General features: G+C 64.3%; 13 protein-coding genes. 7 read left to right on the plus strand and 6 right to left on the minus strand.

All coding sequences use genetic code 11. The features are described from left to right. Positions 1 to 19: 19 nt before the first annotated feature. The 4 genes from IF10I1_RS06290 to IF10I1_RS06305 all read left to right on the plus strand — a co-directional run bounded on the left by IF10I1_RS06290 (position 20) and on the right by IF10I1_RS06305 (position 5,792). Positions 20 to 2,086, plus strand: coding sequence for an extracellular solute-binding protein (locus IF10I1_RS06290; RefSeq protein WP_186391116.1), 2,067 nt, complete (start codon positions 20 to 22; stop codon positions 2,084 to 2,086). 71 nt (positions 2,087 to 2,157) lie between these two features. Further along, on the plus strand, positions 2,158 to 3,912 hold the full coding sequence (locus IF10I1_RS06295; RefSeq protein ID WP_186391115.1) for an iron ABC transporter permease: 1,755 nt from the start codon (positions 2,158 to 2,160) through the stop codon (positions 3,910 to 3,912). 12 nt (positions 3,913 to 3,924) lie between these two features. Beyond that, positions 3,925 to 4,989 carry an ABC transporter ATP-binding protein gene (locus IF10I1_RS06300; RefSeq protein ID WP_186391114.1) on the plus strand — a complete coding sequence of 355 codons (1,065 nt, stop codon included), beginning with the start codon at positions 3,925 to 3,927 and terminating at the stop codon, positions 4,987 to 4,989. Beyond that, on the plus strand, positions 4,986 to 5,792 hold the full coding sequence (locus IF10I1_RS06305) for an NUDIX hydrolase family protein (RefSeq protein WP_186391113.1): 807 nt from the start codon (positions 4,986 to 4,988) through the stop codon (positions 5,790 to 5,792). Before IF10I1_RS06300 ends, IF10I1_RS06305 begins: the two co-directional genes overlap by 4 nt. Before the next feature lie 191 nt (positions 5,793 to 5,983). Here the strand turns inward: IF10I1_RS06305 and IF10I1_RS06310 are convergent, their stop codons facing one another. The 6 genes from IF10I1_RS06310 to IF10I1_RS06335 all read right to left on the minus strand — a co-directional run bounded on the left by IF10I1_RS06310 (position 5,984) and on the right by IF10I1_RS06335 (position 11,694). Next, positions 5,984 to 6,982, minus strand: a complete 999-nt coding sequence (locus IF10I1_RS06310) for an isopenicillin N synthase family oxygenase (protein ID WP_186391112.1) — start codon at positions 6,980 to 6,982, stop codon at positions 5,984 to 5,986. A 101-nt stretch (positions 6,983 to 7,083) separates the two neighbouring features. Beyond that, positions 7,084 to 8,457, minus strand: a complete 1,374-nt coding sequence (locus IF10I1_RS06315) for an amidohydrolase family protein (protein WP_186391111.1) — start codon at positions 8,455 to 8,457, stop codon at positions 7,084 to 7,086. Further along, positions 8,454 to 9,308 (minus strand): ABC transporter permease, encoded by an 855-nt coding sequence (locus IF10I1_RS06320; protein ID WP_186391110.1) that lies wholly within the window; start codon positions 9,306 to 9,308, stop codon positions 8,454 to 8,456. The genes IF10I1_RS06315 and IF10I1_RS06320 overlap by 4 nt, the downstream gene beginning before the upstream one ends. A gap of 1 nt (position 9,309) precedes the next feature. Further along, on the minus strand, positions 9,310 to 10,089 hold the full coding sequence (locus tag IF10I1_RS06325; RefSeq protein WP_186391109.1) for an ABC transporter ATP-binding protein: 780 nt from the start codon (positions 10,087 to 10,089) through the stop codon (positions 9,310 to 9,312). A 5-nt stretch (positions 10,090 to 10,094) separates the two neighbouring features. Next, on the minus strand, positions 10,095 to 11,069 hold the full coding sequence (locus IF10I1_RS06330; protein WP_186391342.1) for an ABC transporter substrate-binding protein: 975 nt from the start codon (positions 11,067 to 11,069) through the stop codon (positions 10,095 to 10,097). Positions 11,070 to 11,214: 145 nt separating this feature from the next. Further along, entirely contained in the window at positions 11,215 to 11,694 is a 480-nt protein-coding gene (locus IF10I1_RS06335) for a nucleoside deaminase (protein ID WP_058899312.1), read from the minus strand. Between the two features lie 126 nt (positions 11,695 to 11,820). On the opposite strand from IF10I1_RS06335, the gene IF10I1_RS06340 reads away from it, so the two are divergent. The 3 genes from IF10I1_RS06340 to IF10I1_RS06350 all read left to right on the plus strand — a co-directional run bounded on the left by IF10I1_RS06340 (position 11,821) and on the right by IF10I1_RS06350 (position 15,511). Beyond that, positions 11,821 to 12,723 (plus strand): LysR family transcriptional regulator, encoded by a 903-nt coding sequence (locus IF10I1_RS06340; RefSeq protein ID WP_050474911.1) that lies wholly within the window; start codon positions 11,821 to 11,823, stop codon positions 12,721 to 12,723. 133 nt (positions 12,724 to 12,856) lie between these two features. Beyond that, positions 12,857 to 14,176, plus strand: a complete 1,320-nt coding sequence (locus IF10I1_RS06345) for an FAD-binding oxidoreductase (RefSeq protein ID WP_186391341.1) — start codon at positions 12,857 to 12,859, stop codon at positions 14,174 to 14,176. A 3-nt stretch (positions 14,177 to 14,179) separates the two neighbouring features. Beyond that, positions 14,180 to 15,511 (plus strand): FAD-binding oxidoreductase, encoded by a 1,332-nt coding sequence (locus tag IF10I1_RS06350; protein ID WP_186391108.1) that lies wholly within the window; start codon positions 14,180 to 14,182, stop codon positions 15,509 to 15,511. The last annotated feature ends 106 nt before the right edge of the window (positions 15,512 to 15,617 follow it).

The following is a 15,617-nucleotide window of genomic DNA, read 5'->3' on the forward strand; positions in this document are numbered from 1 at the left end:
CTGGTCAGAGGAGCCGACCATGTTGGATCTCAACGACCTGCGTCTTTTCGTGCACATCGTCGAACACCAGGGCATTCTGAGAGCGGGCCGCGCGCTGCAATTGCCAAAATCGACGATGAGCCGCCGGCTGGCGGCCCTTGAGGAGCAGTTGAAGGCGCGGCTTGTCATCCGAAGCGGCGACGAGTTCAGGCTGACGGCTGCCGGGGAGGAAGCCTACAGGCTTGGTCTTGCCATGGTGGAGGCCGCGCAGCATGCGGAAGACCGGCTCATGCGCTCCACAGATGCGATTTCCGGCCGCGTCTCCATCAATGTCTCGCCTCTGCTGGCATCATCGCTCGGCCTGTATATCGCGGCGATGACGCAGGCCCATCCCGGTCTTGATCTTGTCGTGGACGTGGCGGACCGGGTGTTGGACCAGACCAGCGATACGTCCGATCTCTATCTCTACGCGCATCACTGGCCACTGCGAGACTCGCCCCTGATTCAGCGGCGCATCTGCCGCAATCCTTTGCTTCTGGTCGCGAGCCCTGACGTTGCGGCGCGTGTAGCCGGGGCGCCGGGACCTGCCTCTCTCGATTTCCCGGATGTCTTCGTTCACGGCCTGGATGCCGGCACGGCCAGCTGGAGCTTTCAGTCCGAAGCTGGAGAGGCCGAAGTCCTGTCCTGCACCCCAAGGCTCACCACCACCAACGTGGAGGTCCTGCTGTCGCTCGCGCTGTCCGGCGCAGGGCTTGTGCTTCTGCCGGAATTTGCCGTGAGAAAGTCCGTTATGGAGGGTCTGCTTGTGCCGGTGGTGCCCGGTTGGATCGGGCCAGCGCTCACCATGACGCTTCTCAGCCCTCCGCGGCGCCTGATGAACACGACGTTGCGGCGCGTTGCCGACGAACTCGGTGCCTATGTCAAAACCGTGATTCTCCAGGGAAATCAGCCTGTTCCAAATCCGGGATGGGGCGTGCTGAAACCGGGCCGGGTTCATTTCATGGAACTGTCATCTGCCTCCCCTAGCGAGGGTCTGCGCGCCGACGAGAGCGGTGTGGCAACCCTGACCCTGGCTGAGAGTGAGATTGCGATGAGACCCTTTCTGAAAGCCTTCGGCGTAGCTGCCATGACAGTTACTACCGCCATTTCCCTGCCTGCCGCTGCCGAGGACGCACCGGGCCCGCTGGTGCTTTACACCAATGATTTCGAAGGCGTGATTACCGAACGGTTCGAGGCCGATACCGGCCGCCAGATCGATGTGGTACAGATGAGCGGCGGTGAGATCCTCGCCCGTATCGCAGCCGAAGCGGCCAATCCCCAATGGGATGTGCTGATCTTCAACGGTTCCTACAGCTTCAAGATGCTGGACGGCCAGAACCAGCTGCTGCGCGGCGTCGAGCCGGCCAATATCGGCAATCTCAACGAGACGGGGCGCACCTATCTGCCGGAAAACCGCTCATGGTTCCCGATCGGCATGGCTGCCTCCTGCGTCATGCTGTATCGCACCGACAGGATCGGCAACCCGCCGGCAAAATTCTCCGATCTGGCCGATAGCCGCTTCAACGGCAAGTTCGGTATGGCCGATCCGGCGATTGCCGCACCGGCCTATCCTTGTGTTGCGGAATTCTTCCATTCGCTCGGCAAGGACAATGCCGAGGCCTATTTCACCAGCCTGTTTGACAACGGCATGCGCGTGTTCCGGACCAATGGCCCGGTCGGCCGCGCCATCGTGTCGGGTGAACTCGATCTCGCGCTGATCACTTCACAGGTCGCCTATTCGCTGAAAGCTGCGGGCGAGGCGCCTGTCGAAGTGGTCTGGCCGGAAGAGGGGGCGCCTGGCGTCGTGCGCGGCGTTGGTATCCAGGCCTCGACGAAGCGGTCTGAAGCGGCCCGTACATTCGTAGAATGGCTGCTCAAGCCCGAAACGCAGACTTATCTGTCGCAAGCTGCCGCCGCCGACGGCCTGTTCGAACCGACCGTAGAAGGCGCCACCCGCCGTGCCGACGGACCGGCCGAAGGTGCCGTCTACCGGGTCGCACCGGATGACTTCTCTGTGGCCAATGAGGCCGAGATCAAGACCTGGTTCGCCGACCGCGCGCTCCAATAAGGATTGTCCCGCCACCCCCGAGCTTTGTGCTCCGGGGTGGTTTCCCTTCCAGGATATCCCGTGAGTATGCTATGCGCGAACTGACCGCGATCCCTCCCAATGCAACCGGTGTCCGCACACGACGAGCCCTCCTGCGATCCGAGGACTGGCTGGGGCTTTGCGTCGTTGCCGCGCTTGTTATCCTCGTGCTCGCACCGATGGCGACCGTCATCGTCCAGGCCTTCGTGCCCGGCCTGTTTTCCGGGCAGGTCAGGGCCATCGGTGTTTCGGGCCTTTTGGAAGTATTCGAGCGGCCGCTGTGGCAGCGGTCCCTTATGAACTCCCTGTTTCTGGCCGGCACCGCGGCGGTGATCGGCGGCCTTACCGGCACCGGACTTGCCATCTTACGGCATTCCTCGCGGATGGTGCTGGGCCCGGCGCTGGATATCGCGGCCTGGGCGATCATCATTCTGCCCTCCTTCATTCTCGCCCAGGGCTGGATCCTGTTTGCCAGCCGTGGCGGCCTTGCCAACCAGTGGTTCGGCCTGACGTTCGTGCCCGACATGGTTTTCAACCCGTGGGGGCTTGCCGTGATCATGAGCCTGAAGGCCTTTCCCTTCGCCTACATCACCGTATCAGCGGCGATGCGCTGGGACATGGACGACTATGCCCATGCCGCGCGGCTCTGCGGTGCGTCGCCGCTGCGCGTGCTGGCCACGGTGCGGGTTCCCATGCTGCTGCCCGCTGTGCTTTCGGGCGCCGTGCTGATCTTCATCGATGTGCTGGGCGATTTCGGCCTGCCGGCGGCGCTGGCGACCACCTACCGCTTTCCGACCCTCACCTATGCGATCTATGTCGCGATTAACCAGTCGCCGATCCGCTTCGACCTAGCGGGAGTTCTGGCCTTCTATGTCACCATCATCATGCTGGCGGCGGTGCTTGTCTATTTCGCCATCCTGCGAAACCGCCGCTTCGATTTTCTCAGCGGCCGGGCCCGCATGCGCCAGGCCAATGGCCCACGCTTTGGCCTGATAGCAAATGGCCTCGTCCTGCTGGCGTTGACTGTTGCGATCATCATCCCGATCGGTTCCAGCGTGCTGGTATCCTTCACGGACCGGATTTCGGCCGGCTTCTCCTTTGCCAACCTGACGCTTGCGAATTACGCCTATGTGCTCGACACCGGCGGTGCCTTCGTCAGCGCCCTGCGCACCTCGCTGGGCATTGCCGCGGCAGCGGCCCTGGGCAGCGGCCTCCTGTCGGCTGCTGCGGCCTATGTACTGACCTTCTCCGATTTTCGTCTGAACCGGCTTATCGACGTGACCTGCACGCTGAGTCTTGCCGTTCCGGGAGTCGTTCTCGGCATTGGCTATATCTTCATGTGGAATTCTCCCCTGTTCGACCGGCTGGGCATATCGCTCTATGGCACCCAGTCCATCCTGGTGCTGGCCGGCATTGCGGGTGCCGTGCCGATTGCGATCCGGGTGCTTTTGGGTGCCATGGCGCAGGTGCCAGTCAGCATGCTGTCGGCTGCCGCCCTGCAGGGAGCGGGGCTCACCCGGCGGATCGTTACCATCGCCGTGCCGCTGGTTGCCGCAGCCCTCGTTTCGGCCACGCTGACCGCTTTCGGCTCGGCGATCTTCGACCTCGCCATCAACTCGATCTTGCGGCCGCCCCGGCTGAATGTCTTGCCGGTCTATGTCAATCGCGCCTTCGAGCAGAGCCAGTTCGGCGCCGCGACGGCCGCCACCCTTGTCGCTGGCACCGCAACAATTTTGATCATCGTCATCGTCAACCTTCTTTCTACCGTCGCGATCCGCCGTCTGGTTGCCCCGGTGGAGCGGACCTGAAAGGTTTCACCCATGCTCGGTATCGACAATGTGGTCCGTCGCTTTGGCCGGCAGACCGTGCTGAACCGTGTTTCGCTGGAAGTCCCCACTGGCAAGGTCGCCTGTCTGGTCGGCCCCTCCGGCTGCGGCAAGTCCACCCTGCTGCGTCTCGTTGCGGGTCTGGACCGGCCCGACGACGGACAGGTGCGGCTTCGCGGAACCGTGATCTCCTCGGCCGGCTGGGCGCTGGAAGCCCACAAGCGCGGGCTCAACATGGTGTTTCAGGACTATGCCCTGTGGCCGCATATGACGGTGGAAAGGATCATTGGCTACGGCTTGAAGAAGCTTGGCGCCGCTGAACGTGACGCCCGGGTGAAAAGCCTGCTCGACCTGATGCAGATTGCACCGCTGGCAGGCCGGTTGCCCTCCCAGATTTCCGGGGGACAGCAACAGCGGGTCGCCATTGCCCGGGCGCTGGCGACCGATCCGGATCTGCTGCTTCTGGACGAACCGCTTTCCAACCTCGATGTGCAATTGCGGCTGGAAATGCGCAAGGAATTTAGTGAGTTGTTCAAGCGGGTGGGCAAGACGGTGCTCTATGTTACGCATGACCCGCTCGAGGCGTGTTCCTTTGCCGACATGCTGGTGGTGATGAAAAGCGGAGAGATCGAACAGGTTGGCTCGCCGGAAACCCTGTTTGCCGCGCCGCGCTCCCGATGGATTGCCACGCTCGCAGGCTTCGAGACCCGCATGGAAGGCAAGGTGATTGAGGCGGACCCGGAGGGCAGGTGGAGTGTGCTGGTGGGCGATCAGCGCATCACCGTTCCGCAACCGGCCGGCATCGACCCCGCCTATCGCGGCGCCGTTACCGTGATGCTGCATCCTGCCAGCATAGATATGGGCGATGGCTGGGAGAAACCCGATACCAATACGCTGGCCGGCACTGTGACCCACTGCCTTTACGAGGGCCGCCTGTGGCGGACCGTTCTTGATGTGGTCGGCGGCAGCCTTTCCCTGATGTCGCCGGCAAGACTTGCCGTCGGCGATACGGCCCGGATTTCCTTCAGACCAGACGCAGTGGTGGTGTTTCCCGCATGACGCATAAAGACGAATTCAGACAGGGCCATTGGCCTGTTGCATTCCGCCCGTTTTTCCTCGCCGGCCATGCCGCGCCGCTCGGTTTCCTTCCCAGCCGCTGCGCGCGGGTGCTGATGGATGGCGGGTTGATGATGACAGACGGCGCGGTGCTATCGATGCCGCATGATGGCGATCTCACCGAACGGCTGGAACGGGCACGCCTGCTGCTGCTCGAGGCCGGGCTGATCGGGCCGAGACGCGGCGAGATGATGCCGGTGCGCCATCGCTTCGATGCAGAGCCCATCGCCATCATCGACAGAAGCGCCATGCGGATTCTGGGCCTCTGGGCGACGAAGGTGCATGTCAATGGTCTGGTCAGCACCGGAGCCGATCAAGCTCCGGAAATCTGGCTTTCGCTTCGGGCGGCCCATTCCACCGCCTTTCCTGGCTATTTCGATACCCTGGTCGCCGGAGGTCAGCCCCACGATCTCGATGCAGCCACAACCGCCGTCAAGGAAGCGTGGGAAGAGGCTGGCATAGAGGCTGAATTGATGAAACATGCCCGCCATATCAGCGATGAGCCGGTCTGCTATGTCAGCGCCCAGGGCTTTCATCAGGAGCTTCTGTCCGTCTACGATCTCTTTCTGCCGCGCGGCTGGACACCCACCTGCATCGACGGCGAGGTCGAGTCGAACACACTTGTCACGATGGAGGAACTGCGCTCGGGCCTTGCCGGGGCGCTGGATATCAAATTTGGCTCCCACCTTGTCTGTCAGAATGTTGTCGCCCGCCATGGAACGGGCGGCGCCTCGGTTGCCTTGTAAGATCAACTCTCGATGAGCTTGACTCATCGAGAGCCGGTCAAGCCCGTGCGGCGCTTGAGCATTTTCAAGGCGTGATGCGTCAGCATCTCGGCGCCTTTGTATAAATGCCGGTCAGATCTTTCTGACCGGCTCAGGCCCTTGCCGTGCTTGCGTGTTTGAAGGCTTGATGCGCGGGTATCGGAGGCCCCGCGTCACTTCTTGCCGAAGTTCGCTCCGAGACGCATCTGGATGTAGTCGTGGGCGGTCATGGGCTCGTATTTGCCTTCCGGCCCGGCCAGCACGGTGTCCATGTTGGCCTGTGCGAAATAGGCCATGGAGTAGCGCGGGCCGAGATATTCGCCGGGCTTGGGCATGCGCACCCGGTGCAGGTTGGACAGGAGCTTGTCGTCCGACCAGCGCATCAGCATGTCGCCGATGTTGCAGGTGATCACGCCTTCCAGCGGCGGCACATCGGTCCAGGCGATGGCGCGGCCCATGCTGTCCTTGCCGGGGCAGACCTGCAGGCCGCCCTGACCGGCCTTCTGGTGCAGCAGGGTGAGGCAGTCGAAGTCCGTATGGGCGCCCGCCCGCCAGAACTTGAAGTCCTCCGGCTTGGCGTCTTCCATGCCGAGATAGTGGATGAGGCGCAGGGTGGACTGGTATTCGGCCCGGTCCGGATCATGGCCATCCGTGAAGAAGCCGGGGCGGAAGTTCAGGCGGCCTGCGAAACAGTCCAGCACCTTCATGGCCAGCGACCAGTTGTGGCGCTCGAAGGCGAGCATGATTTCCTTGAAGCCGTTCAGTTCCTCCCCGGTGGGCCAGAGATCGCGCATGCGCGGCAGGGTGATCTGGTAGCTTTCCTTGTGGTCCGGAGTGCCGGTGGAGGGGCGCACCTGAGCCTTGTATTCCCAGCCCGAATTGGTGCCGGGCCGCAGCGGGTATTTCCCCTTCACCTCTGCCGGCAGATCGAAAAAGGCCTCGGACAGAGCGAAAGCTTCGTCAATGAGGGCCTGCGGAATGCCGTGTCCGGTGAGTTGGAAGAAGCCGATGCCGGTGGCTGCATCCCACAGGGCATCGGAGATCTCGTCCTGGCGGGTGAAGTAGTCCGACATGTCCACGCGGGGAATGTCGCGCTCCACTTCCTCGCCATAGCCGCCGAAACCGGTTTCCTTGTTCAGTTCGGCAAGGCCGTAGGTTTGTGCCGTTGTCATGCTGTAGTCTCCTTTGAGATTGAGGAGCAATGACCCACGCCGGGATGGCGTTGACAGCTTCTACTCCGGGGTAATCCTGATCCTTCCCTTGCGGGAGAGGATCAGGCAGGTAGAATCTCCTTCTGATTGGCAAGCCGGGCGGTTGCCTCCGCTGCGGCGAGGCCAAGATCCGGAAGGCTGAGGCCGGGCAGGCGCCCGTCCTGCACCACCGGCCTGCCGGCAACAAGGCTGTGGCGCACCTGCAAGGGGCCGCAGATCATGGGGGCAAGGGCCGGATCATGCAGGCCGAAACAGGCAGGGCTTCCGAGATCGAACAGGGTGATGTCCGCCGCCATGCCCGGGGCCAGCAGGCCGGTGCCGCCAAGGCCGAGCGTGCGGGCGCCGCCCTGCGTCGCCCAGTGCAGCACGGCCTCCGGCCGCAGGGCCTCTACGCCATGGGCGGCCCGGTGCAGCGCGAAGGCCGTGTACATGGCCATGCCCATACCGGCGGCCTCGTTGGCGCCGGCTCCGTCCACGGCCAGTGAGACGGTGCCACCTGCGGCGTGAAGGGCCGCTGCCGGGGCGATGCCGGAGCCGAGCCTTGCATTGGCCTGCGGGCAATGGGCCATGGCCGTTCCGGTTTCGGCCAGAAGCGACACTTCATAAGGGCTGAGATCAACGAGATGGGCAAACCAGACATCTTCGCCCAGCCAGTCCTTCTGGGCGAGCCAGGGCACGGGCCTCAGCCCGAAGTCCCGCAATGTCTGGCGGGCATAGGCCTCGTTTTCCGACAGATGCGCATGCAGCCTCAGGCCAAGGCGCCGCGCTTCCCGGGCGATCTCCGGCAGGGCCTGCGCATCGAAGTTGAAGTTCGGTGTTGCCGGGGCGCAGGCAACCCGTGTCATCGCCATGTCTGATGGATCATGCCACAGGCTGGCGGCCCGGCTGATGCCGTCGAGAAATCCGGTGAGGGTTTCCATCGGCGCAGGCGGCGTGTCCGGATCGGTGAAGCTGCGCCCGCGCGTCATGCCGCCGCGTGCCAGAACGAAGCGCAGTCCCAGCCTTGCCGCTTCCTCGAAGAGGACGGCTGCCGGATCGTAGTCATACTGGCTGGAAAAGATGTAGTGATGGTCGCAGACGGTGGTGGCGCCGCTGAGCGCCAGTTCGGCAAGGCCGATGCGCACCGAGATCCGGAAAGTGTCTTCATCCAGCAGCGGCCAGAGCCGGTAGGGCACCTGCGCCAGCCAGTCGTCCAGCGGCACGTTCATGCCGGCGGGCACGCCCTTCATGACGGACTGGAACAGGTGGTGATGGGTGTTGACGAGGCCGGGCGTTACCACGCAGCCGCTGGCATCAATCACCTCTTCGTCTGGCAGCGGGGCAAGATCGCCGATGGCGGCAATCTTCTGGCCTTCGATACGGATGGCACCGGAGAAACGGGTGCCGGCGGCATCGCCAGTCCAGCCATGGGTGATGTTGGTGATCAGCAGGCTCATCTGTCTGCCTTTGCCATGGACCAGGGGAAGAACAGCCGCTGGATCAGGCTGACCGCCTGAAACAGAAGCAGCGACATGGCAACCAGAACCATCAGACCGGCCCATGCCTGCGGCAGCCTGAACATCGAGGTGGAAAACTGGATGAAGAAGCCGAGGCCCTGTTCGGCGGCGACGAATTCACCGACGACGGCGCCGATGACGGCCAGGGTGATGGAGATCTTCAGCCCCGAGAAGATGTGCGGCGTGGCATAGGGCATGCGGATCTGCAGGATTTCCCGGTGCCGGGGCGCCCGCAGGCTGCGCGACAGCTCGATCAGTTCCGGCGGCGTTGCCATCAGACCGGTGGTCATCGACACGACCAGCGGAAAGAAGGAAATCATGAAGGTGATGACTACACGCGGCGCATCACCCGTGCCCAGCACGACGATGATGATCGGCGCCACCGCCACGACCGGCACGGACTGGATGACCACCAGCAGCGGATAAAGAGCGCGGGAGGCAAGGGGGGAGCGGGACAGGCTGATGGCGATGGGAAGCGAAATCAGGATTGCCGCTGCATAGCCCAGCAGGGCGACCCGCAAGGTGGCCCAGACATGCGTGACCCAGCGGCTCATGTCGAGCGCGGCAAAGCCGCCGAGAATGCGGCTGGGGGCAGGCAGGATGTAGCTCGGCACGGCAAAGAGCCAGGTGCCTGCCTCCCACAAGGCCAGCAGGGCGGCAAAGGTGAGCAGCGGCAGCACGAAAGGCATCCGCACAAGCCGCTCGCGCAGGTGCAGGCCTTGTGGGGCTTGCTGCGCCCCATGGCGGGCAGCGGGCGCATTGCCTGCGACGCTTGTCGTTTCTGCGCGCATGTCAGGCGGCCTCCCGGTGGATCAGCAAGTTGCGCAGATGGGCCATGTAGTCCTGCATCTCCGCTGTCCTGAGTGCGTTCTCGTCTCTCGGGCGGCCCATGGGTACGGGCAGATCCGCGATGATGCGGCCCGGCCGCCGGCTCATCACGACCACCCTGTCGGCCAGAAGCACCGCTTCGGGGATGGAATGGGTGATGAAGAGCACCGTCTTCGGGCTTGCCTGCCACAGGCGCAGCAGCTCGTAGCCCATGGCGTCGCGCGTCAGGGCATCAAGGGCCGAGAACGGCTCGTCCATCAGCAGGATGTCCGGATTGAGAAACAGGGCGCGGGCGATGCCGACGCGCTGCTGCATGCCGCCGGAGAGTTCACCCGGCAGCCGCTTTTCAAACCCCGCCAGCCCCACGGCGGCAATGATGTGCCGTGCCTGCTCGCGGTCCTGCGCATCCACCCGCCCGCGCATGTGCCGGGCCGGAAAGACGACGTTGTCCTCCACACTGGCCCAGGGCAGCAAGGTCGCATTCTGGAAGACGATGCCGATGTCCTCGCGCGGGCCCGCCACCTCCAGCCCGAAAACCGACACCCGTCCGCCGGTGGGCTTCATCAGCCCTGCCGTCAGCCGCAGCAGCGTGGACTTGCCGCAGCCCGAGGGGCCAAGAACGGCGACGAACTCGTGCTGGTCGATCCTGAGGTTGACATCCTCAAGCGCAACGAGAGGGCCGGAACCGGTCAGAAAGGTCTGACCGGCATTTTCGAAGCAGATGGCGTCCTTGACGAGGGCCACGGGCGTTACTCCGGCAGGAAGGAGCGGTCGACGATGGTTTCCGGATCGAGGGCAGCCGCATCAAGGCCCTGGGCTTCGGCAACCCGGCTCCAGGTGGCGGCAAGCCTGTCCTTGTCGAAGGCGCCGAGGCCGTATTTGTCCGTGTTGCTGTTGAAGGCAAGCTTGGAGGCATCGAGCCAGGATCCCTTGACGTCCTCAGCCGTCAGTTCCGGCACGACCGCGGCAACGGCTTCGGCCGCCTTGTCCGGGTTGTCATGGGCAAAGATCAGCGACTTCTGGAAGGCTGCCAGGAACCGCTTCGCCACATCGGGCCGCTCGGCAAGGAAGGCATCCGAGGCAACGAGGGAGGCGGAGTAAAGCTCAAGCCCGGCATCGGCCCAGGGCAGGATGACGAGCTCCTTGCCCGCTTCCTTCGCCTGTCCGGTGTAGCGTGACACATCCGTCAGCCAGGCGATGATGGCATCGGCCTGTCCGGTCATCAGCAGCGGGCCGAGGGCGCCGGGGTCGGCCTTGGTGAGGGTGATATCATCTTCCGACATGCCGTTTTCCTTCAGCACCAGCGGCAGGAACACGTTGGAAGAGGTGAAGGGCGAAGTGGCGACCGATTTGCCTTTTACATCCGTGATCGAGGTGATGCCGGAGCCTTGCAGCGTGTAGAAGGCATGGGGGCCGGTGTTGAAGACGTTCATCACCGCCGTCACGGGCACCTTTTCCGTGGCCCGTGCGGCCATCAGCGCTTCGATGCCGGCGCTGCCGATGTCGGAGGTGCCGGTCGCCAGCTTGGTGATGGCTTCGGACGAGCCGCGTCCCGGCTCAAGGGTGACTTCCAGACCTGCGTCCTTGCAGAAGCCTTCATGGATGCAGACGTAGATGGGGGCCTTGTCGCCGCCCGGCAGCCAGTCAAGCTGATAGGTCACCTTGTCGAGCGCCAGTGCCGCGCCGGACAGGCTGATGCCGGCGAGGAAGGTGCCTGTCAGCATGGCGGAGGCCGTCAGGCCGCGGGCGATGGAAAGGCGGGAAAGTCCTGTCTTGCGCTGTGTCATCGTTCCGTCCTTTTGCTGTCGCCAGGGAGGCTGGCGCGCGTTGCCTGTTCCTCAGAGGGTGCTGTGCCGCCCAAAGCCCGTTTCACCAGAAATCTTTGTGGGCCTCGGCAATCTCGTCTTCGAGTTCGGGGAAGGGGCCTTCGACCGCCACGGTTCTCTGGCCCGCGGCCAGCACATGGCGGCAGGGCAGCGACATGGTGAGGTTCTCCGGGTTGCTGCCGGTCAGTTCGCCAAGCCGGGCTTCCGACATGCCGTAAACCAGCCGGCCGATGCCCGCCCAGTAGACGCCGCCCGCACACATGCTGCAGGGTTCCACCGAGGTGTAGAGCGTGCAGGCGGCCAGGAATTCCGGTTCATAGGACCGGGCGGCAGCGCGGGCGACATTGAGTTCCGCATGGCCGGTGCCGCGATCCTCCAGATAGGTGTTGCCGCTCGTCAGCAGCACCGCGCCATCTGCCGAGGCAAGCAGGGCGCCGAACGGATGATTGCCGGCCTTGCGCGCCTCGCCCGCGATCCTGATGGTTTCCCGCAGCAGAAGAATGTCATCGCCAGCCACTGTCATCCGCCTTGCGTCCGTGTTTTTCCTGATGATGGAGGGAGCGTAGCGGCTTGACCGGTGTTAAAAAAAGAACAAAGAATTTTGCATCGTGGAACAAAAAACTTTCCACGGGCTCGTCAGGCAGGCGCCATGTCCGCATTCTCGCGTGAGATCAGATCCTTCATCGTGGTGTCCCAGTCGGATTCCATCCGCGCGGCCGCCGAGCGGCTGAATATTTCAGCTCCCGCGCTGGGCCGGCAGATGCTGATACTTGAGCGCAGCTATGGCGCGCCGCTGCTGGTGCGCAGTACGAGCGGGGTTGCGCTCACGGCCGCAGGCGAGGAATTGCGCAATCAGGCCCTGCGCTGGATGGAGGCGGACACCAACTTCAGCCAGCGTCTTCAGCAGACCAAGCTGGCAATGGACCTGCGCTTGCGCATGGGGGTGATGGAAGGGCTGGTTCCCACACTCGTGCATCCGCTCATGGACCGTCTGGAGGCGGTTTTCGGTGTGGTGGAACTGGAACTGACGGTCGGCACGACACGGGACATCATCGACAGGGCGGAGGCGCTGGATCTGGATCTGATCGTCGCCTTCAACATGCCCCGGCTGTCCCGCCTCGCCGTGGTGCAGAGCGAGGAATACCATCTGGGCGTCGTCTATGCCCCCGGCTCCGGCCCGGAAGGGGAGGGGCCGGTTTCCCTGTCCGAGGCGCTGCAATGGCCGCTGTGCCTGCCGAGTGCCGCGCTGTCCATGCATACCCGGCTCTTGGCTGAAATCCTGAGCGTGCGCGTCAATCCGCGCGTCAGGTTCAACAGCAATTCCATCGGCGCACTGCTGAACATGCTCCGGCGCGGCAAGGGGATCGGCTTTCTCACCTGGATCGACGTCTGCGCCGATGTCGAAGCCGGCAACCTTGTCTTCCGCCCGCTCGCCAGCCGCCGCCTGACCGAAACCCTCAGCATTACCATCTGCCGCGGCAACAGCCTTGGCGATGCGACCGGTCCAGTCCTCGCCGAAATCAGCGCCCTTCTGGCCAGCCTGGGAAAGTGAGGGCGGACAACCCCGCATTTTTTCTTCTCCCATGCCGTAATGGCAAGCTTCACAAGGGCTTCGGCCTGTCTTACGGTTGCATGGCACCTTCGAGGGCAGGAGGGGTGCGGATGTGCCAACCGGGGTCTTCAGTTTGCCGCAGCTTGATCTTCTGACCGCGAATGACCGCCCGGGGCATCACCCCTCGTCCTGGTATGCCGCAACCGCGAGCCGGCGGAGCGGTCATCCGGTGCTGCAAGGCTCCGTTCAGGCCGATGTGGTGGTGATCGGCGCAGGCTTTACCGGGCTTTCGGCGGCGCTGTCGCTGGCGCAGTCCGGCCATTCGGTGGTGGTGCTGGAGGCGAACCGCATCGGCTGGGGCGCTTCGGGGCGCAATGGCGGGCAGGTTGGTTCGGGCCAGCGGCTCGACCAGATCACGCTGGAGGACATGCTCGGCAAGTCCGATGCCCGGCTCCTGTGGGATCTGGCCGAGGAATCCAAGGCCGTGGTGCAGGACCTGATCCGCGACCATGCGATTGACTGCGACTACCGGCCGGGCATCCTCTATGTGGACCACCGCCCTGACATTGCCCGTGACCATGCGGACTATGCAAGGCATCTGGAACAGGTCTACGGCTATGAGGGCAACGAGGTGCTGGGGCGCGATGCCGTGCGCCAGCGGCTGGCGAGCCCGCTCTATCACGGCGGCATCCTCGATCGTGGGGCAGGGCACCTGCATCCGCTGAATTTCGCGCTGGGCATCGGCGCGGCGGCGGTGGCCGCCGGGGCGCAGATCTTCGAGCGCACAAGGGTAACCAGCTACACGGCCAGCCCCTCCCGCGTTGTGGTGAAGACGGAAGCGGGCGAGGTGACCGCCAGCCACATGGTGCTCGCCTGCAACGGCTATCTCGGCCGGCTGGAGCCCAAGGTGTCGGCCCGTGTCATGCCGATCAACAATTACATCATCGCCACGGAGCCGCTGGGGGCAGAGCGGGCGCAATCGCTGATCCGGGACGGCGTTGCGGTGGCGGACAGCAAGTTCGTCATCAATTATTTCCGCATGAGCGGCGATCACCGGCTGCTGTTCGGCGGCGGCGAGAATTACGGCTACCGCTTCCCCTCCGACATTGCCGCCTTCGTGCGCAAGCCCATGGCCAAGGTGTTTCCGCAGCTGGCGGACATCGGCATTGATTTCGGCTGGGGCGGCACGCTGGCGATCACGCCCAAGCGCATGCCCTTCTTCGCAAGGCTTTCGCCCAATGTGATCACCGCCTCGGGCTATTCCGGCCACGGGGTGGCGATGGCCTGCCTTGCCGGTCGGCTGATCGGTGAGGCCGTCAGCGGGCAGACGGGCCGCTTCGAGGTGTTCGAGCGGATCAAGGTGCCTTCCTTCCCCGGCGGCTCGCGCTTCCGCTTCCCGCTGCTGGTGCTGGCGATGACCTGGTTTTCCCTGCGCGACCGGCTGGGCTTCTGAACCATGCAGGCAGACGGCGGCGGACCCACCGGCAGTTACTGGGAAGACAGCGCTGCCGGTGCCGCCCCGTATGATCATGCAGATCCGGAGCTGGAAGAGGCACTGGCGGTGGATGTGGCCATCATCGGTGCGGGCTTCACCGGGCTTAACGCGGCCTTGCGGGCGCAGGCGCTGGGCGCTTCCACCGTGGTGCTGGACCGCCATCACGTGGGCTTCGGCGCCTCGGGCCGCAACGGCGGCTTCTGTTGCCTTGGCGGCTCCAAGCGCTCGCCGGAAGACATGGTGGAAAGCTATGGCGGGCGGGAGGCGGAGCGCTTTTCCCACATGCAGCGTGAGGCGATTGACCATGTGTCGGCGCTGCTCGGCACCCATTCCATCCATGCGGACCGTTCCGGCAGTGGCGAGGTGGTGCTGGCGCACAAGCGCTCTGCCCTGAAGGCGCTGGAAGAGGAGGGCGCCTTCGTCAATGCCCGTTTCGGCCTCGGCACGCAGCTGCTGGATGAAACGGCACTGGAGGCGAGGGGCCTGAGGGCGGCGGACACATATGGCGGGCTGTTCTATCCCCATGGCTTCGGCCTTCATCCGCTGAAATATGTGCGCGGCCTTGCAAGGGCGCTGCGTGCGGCGGGCCAGCCCATCTTTGCCCGCTCGCCGGTGACGGATATCCGGCCAGAGCTGGGCCGCTGGCGGCTGGATACGCCGAAAGGCACCGTTCATGCCCGCCGTGTGATCCTCGCCAGCAACGGCTATACGGACGAGAGCCTGCTGCCCTGGCTGGAAGGGCGCCTGCTGCCGGTTCTGTCCAATGTCATGGTCACCCGGCCGCTGACGGCTGTGGAGATGGTGACACAGGGCTGGACCAGTCCCGTGATGGCCTCCGATGCCCGCACGCTGCTGCATTACTTCCGCCTGCTGCCGGACGGGCGGATGCTGTTCGGCATGCGCGGCGGCATTTTCGGCACGGCTGGGGAAGAGGCGCGGCTGCGCCTTGCCATCCGTGAGGGCTTCGACCGGCTGTTCCCGGCGCTTGCCCATGTTGAAGCCACGCATCACTGGTCCGGGCGGGTGTGCCTGGCGCTGGATCTCAATCCCTATATCGGCCCCATACCGGCCATGCCCGGCGTCTTTGCAGCGCTCGCCTATCACGGCAACGGCGTCGCCATGGGCTCCTATGCCGGGGCGCTGGCGGCGGAACTGGCGCTGGAGGCCCGCTCCCCCTGGCAGCTGCCGCTGCCGGTCCGCACGCCCCTGCGCCGTTTCCCGCTGCCCGCCCTGCGCCGCCACTACCTGCAGATGGCCTACTGGTGGTACGGGCTGAAGGACCGCTGGGGGTGAAGGGAGAGCAGGTCTATAGGGAAGGCCTGTTCACCAACCGCCATTGCCCCGGCCCGCTGCATGGCGTAAAAGGGCGGCCAGTTTCGATCAATTGTCGATCAGATTC

Origin of the sequence: Pannonibacter sp. I15F10I1, from assembly GCF_900185665.1 — a bacterium.
Classification (GTDB): domain Bacteria; phylum Pseudomonadota; class Alphaproteobacteria; order Rhizobiales; family Stappiaceae; genus Pannonibacter; species Pannonibacter indicus.

What these genes read in the sequence shown, in the direction of transcription:
- IF10I1_RS06290 (WP_186391116.1), top strand. Translation starts at nt 20, where the DNA reads ATGTTGGATCTCAACGACCTGCGTCTTTTCGTGCACATCGTCGAACAC.
- IF10I1_RS06295 (WP_186391115.1), top strand. Translation starts at nt 2,158, where the DNA reads ATGCGCGAACTGACCGCGATCCCTCCCAATGCAACCGGTGTCCGCACA.
- IF10I1_RS06300 (WP_186391114.1), top strand. Translation starts at nt 3,925, where the DNA reads ATGCTCGGTATCGACAATGTGGTCCGTCGCTTTGGCCGGCAGACCGTG.
- IF10I1_RS06305 (WP_186391113.1), top strand. Translation starts at nt 4,986, where the DNA reads ATGACGCATAAAGACGAATTCAGACAGGGCCATTGGCCTGTTGCATTC.
- IF10I1_RS06310 (WP_186391112.1), bottom strand. Translation starts at nt 6,982, where the DNA reads ATGACAACGGCACAAACCTACGGCCTTGCCGAACTGAACAAGGAAACC.
- IF10I1_RS06315 (WP_186391111.1), bottom strand. Translation starts at nt 8,457, where the DNA reads ATGAGCCTGCTGATCACCAACATCACCCATGGCTGGACTGGCGATGCC.
- IF10I1_RS06320 (WP_186391110.1), bottom strand. Translation starts at nt 9,308, where the DNA reads ATGCGCGCAGAAACGACAAGCGTCGCAGGCAATGCGCCCGCTGCCCGC.
- IF10I1_RS06330 (WP_186391342.1), bottom strand. Translation starts at nt 11,069, where the DNA reads ATGCTGACAGGCACCTTCCTCGCCGGCATCAGCCTGTCCGGCGCGGCA.
- IF10I1_RS06335 (WP_058899312.1), bottom strand. Translation starts at nt 11,694, where the DNA reads ATGACAGTGGCTGGCGATGACATTCTTCTGCTGCGGGAAACCATCAGG.
- IF10I1_RS06340 (WP_050474911.1), top strand. Translation starts at nt 11,821, where the DNA reads ATGTCCGCATTCTCGCGTGAGATCAGATCCTTCATCGTGGTGTCCCAG.
- IF10I1_RS06350 (WP_186391108.1), top strand. Translation starts at nt 14,180, where the DNA reads ATGCAGGCAGACGGCGGCGGACCCACCGGCAGTTACTGGGAAGACAGC.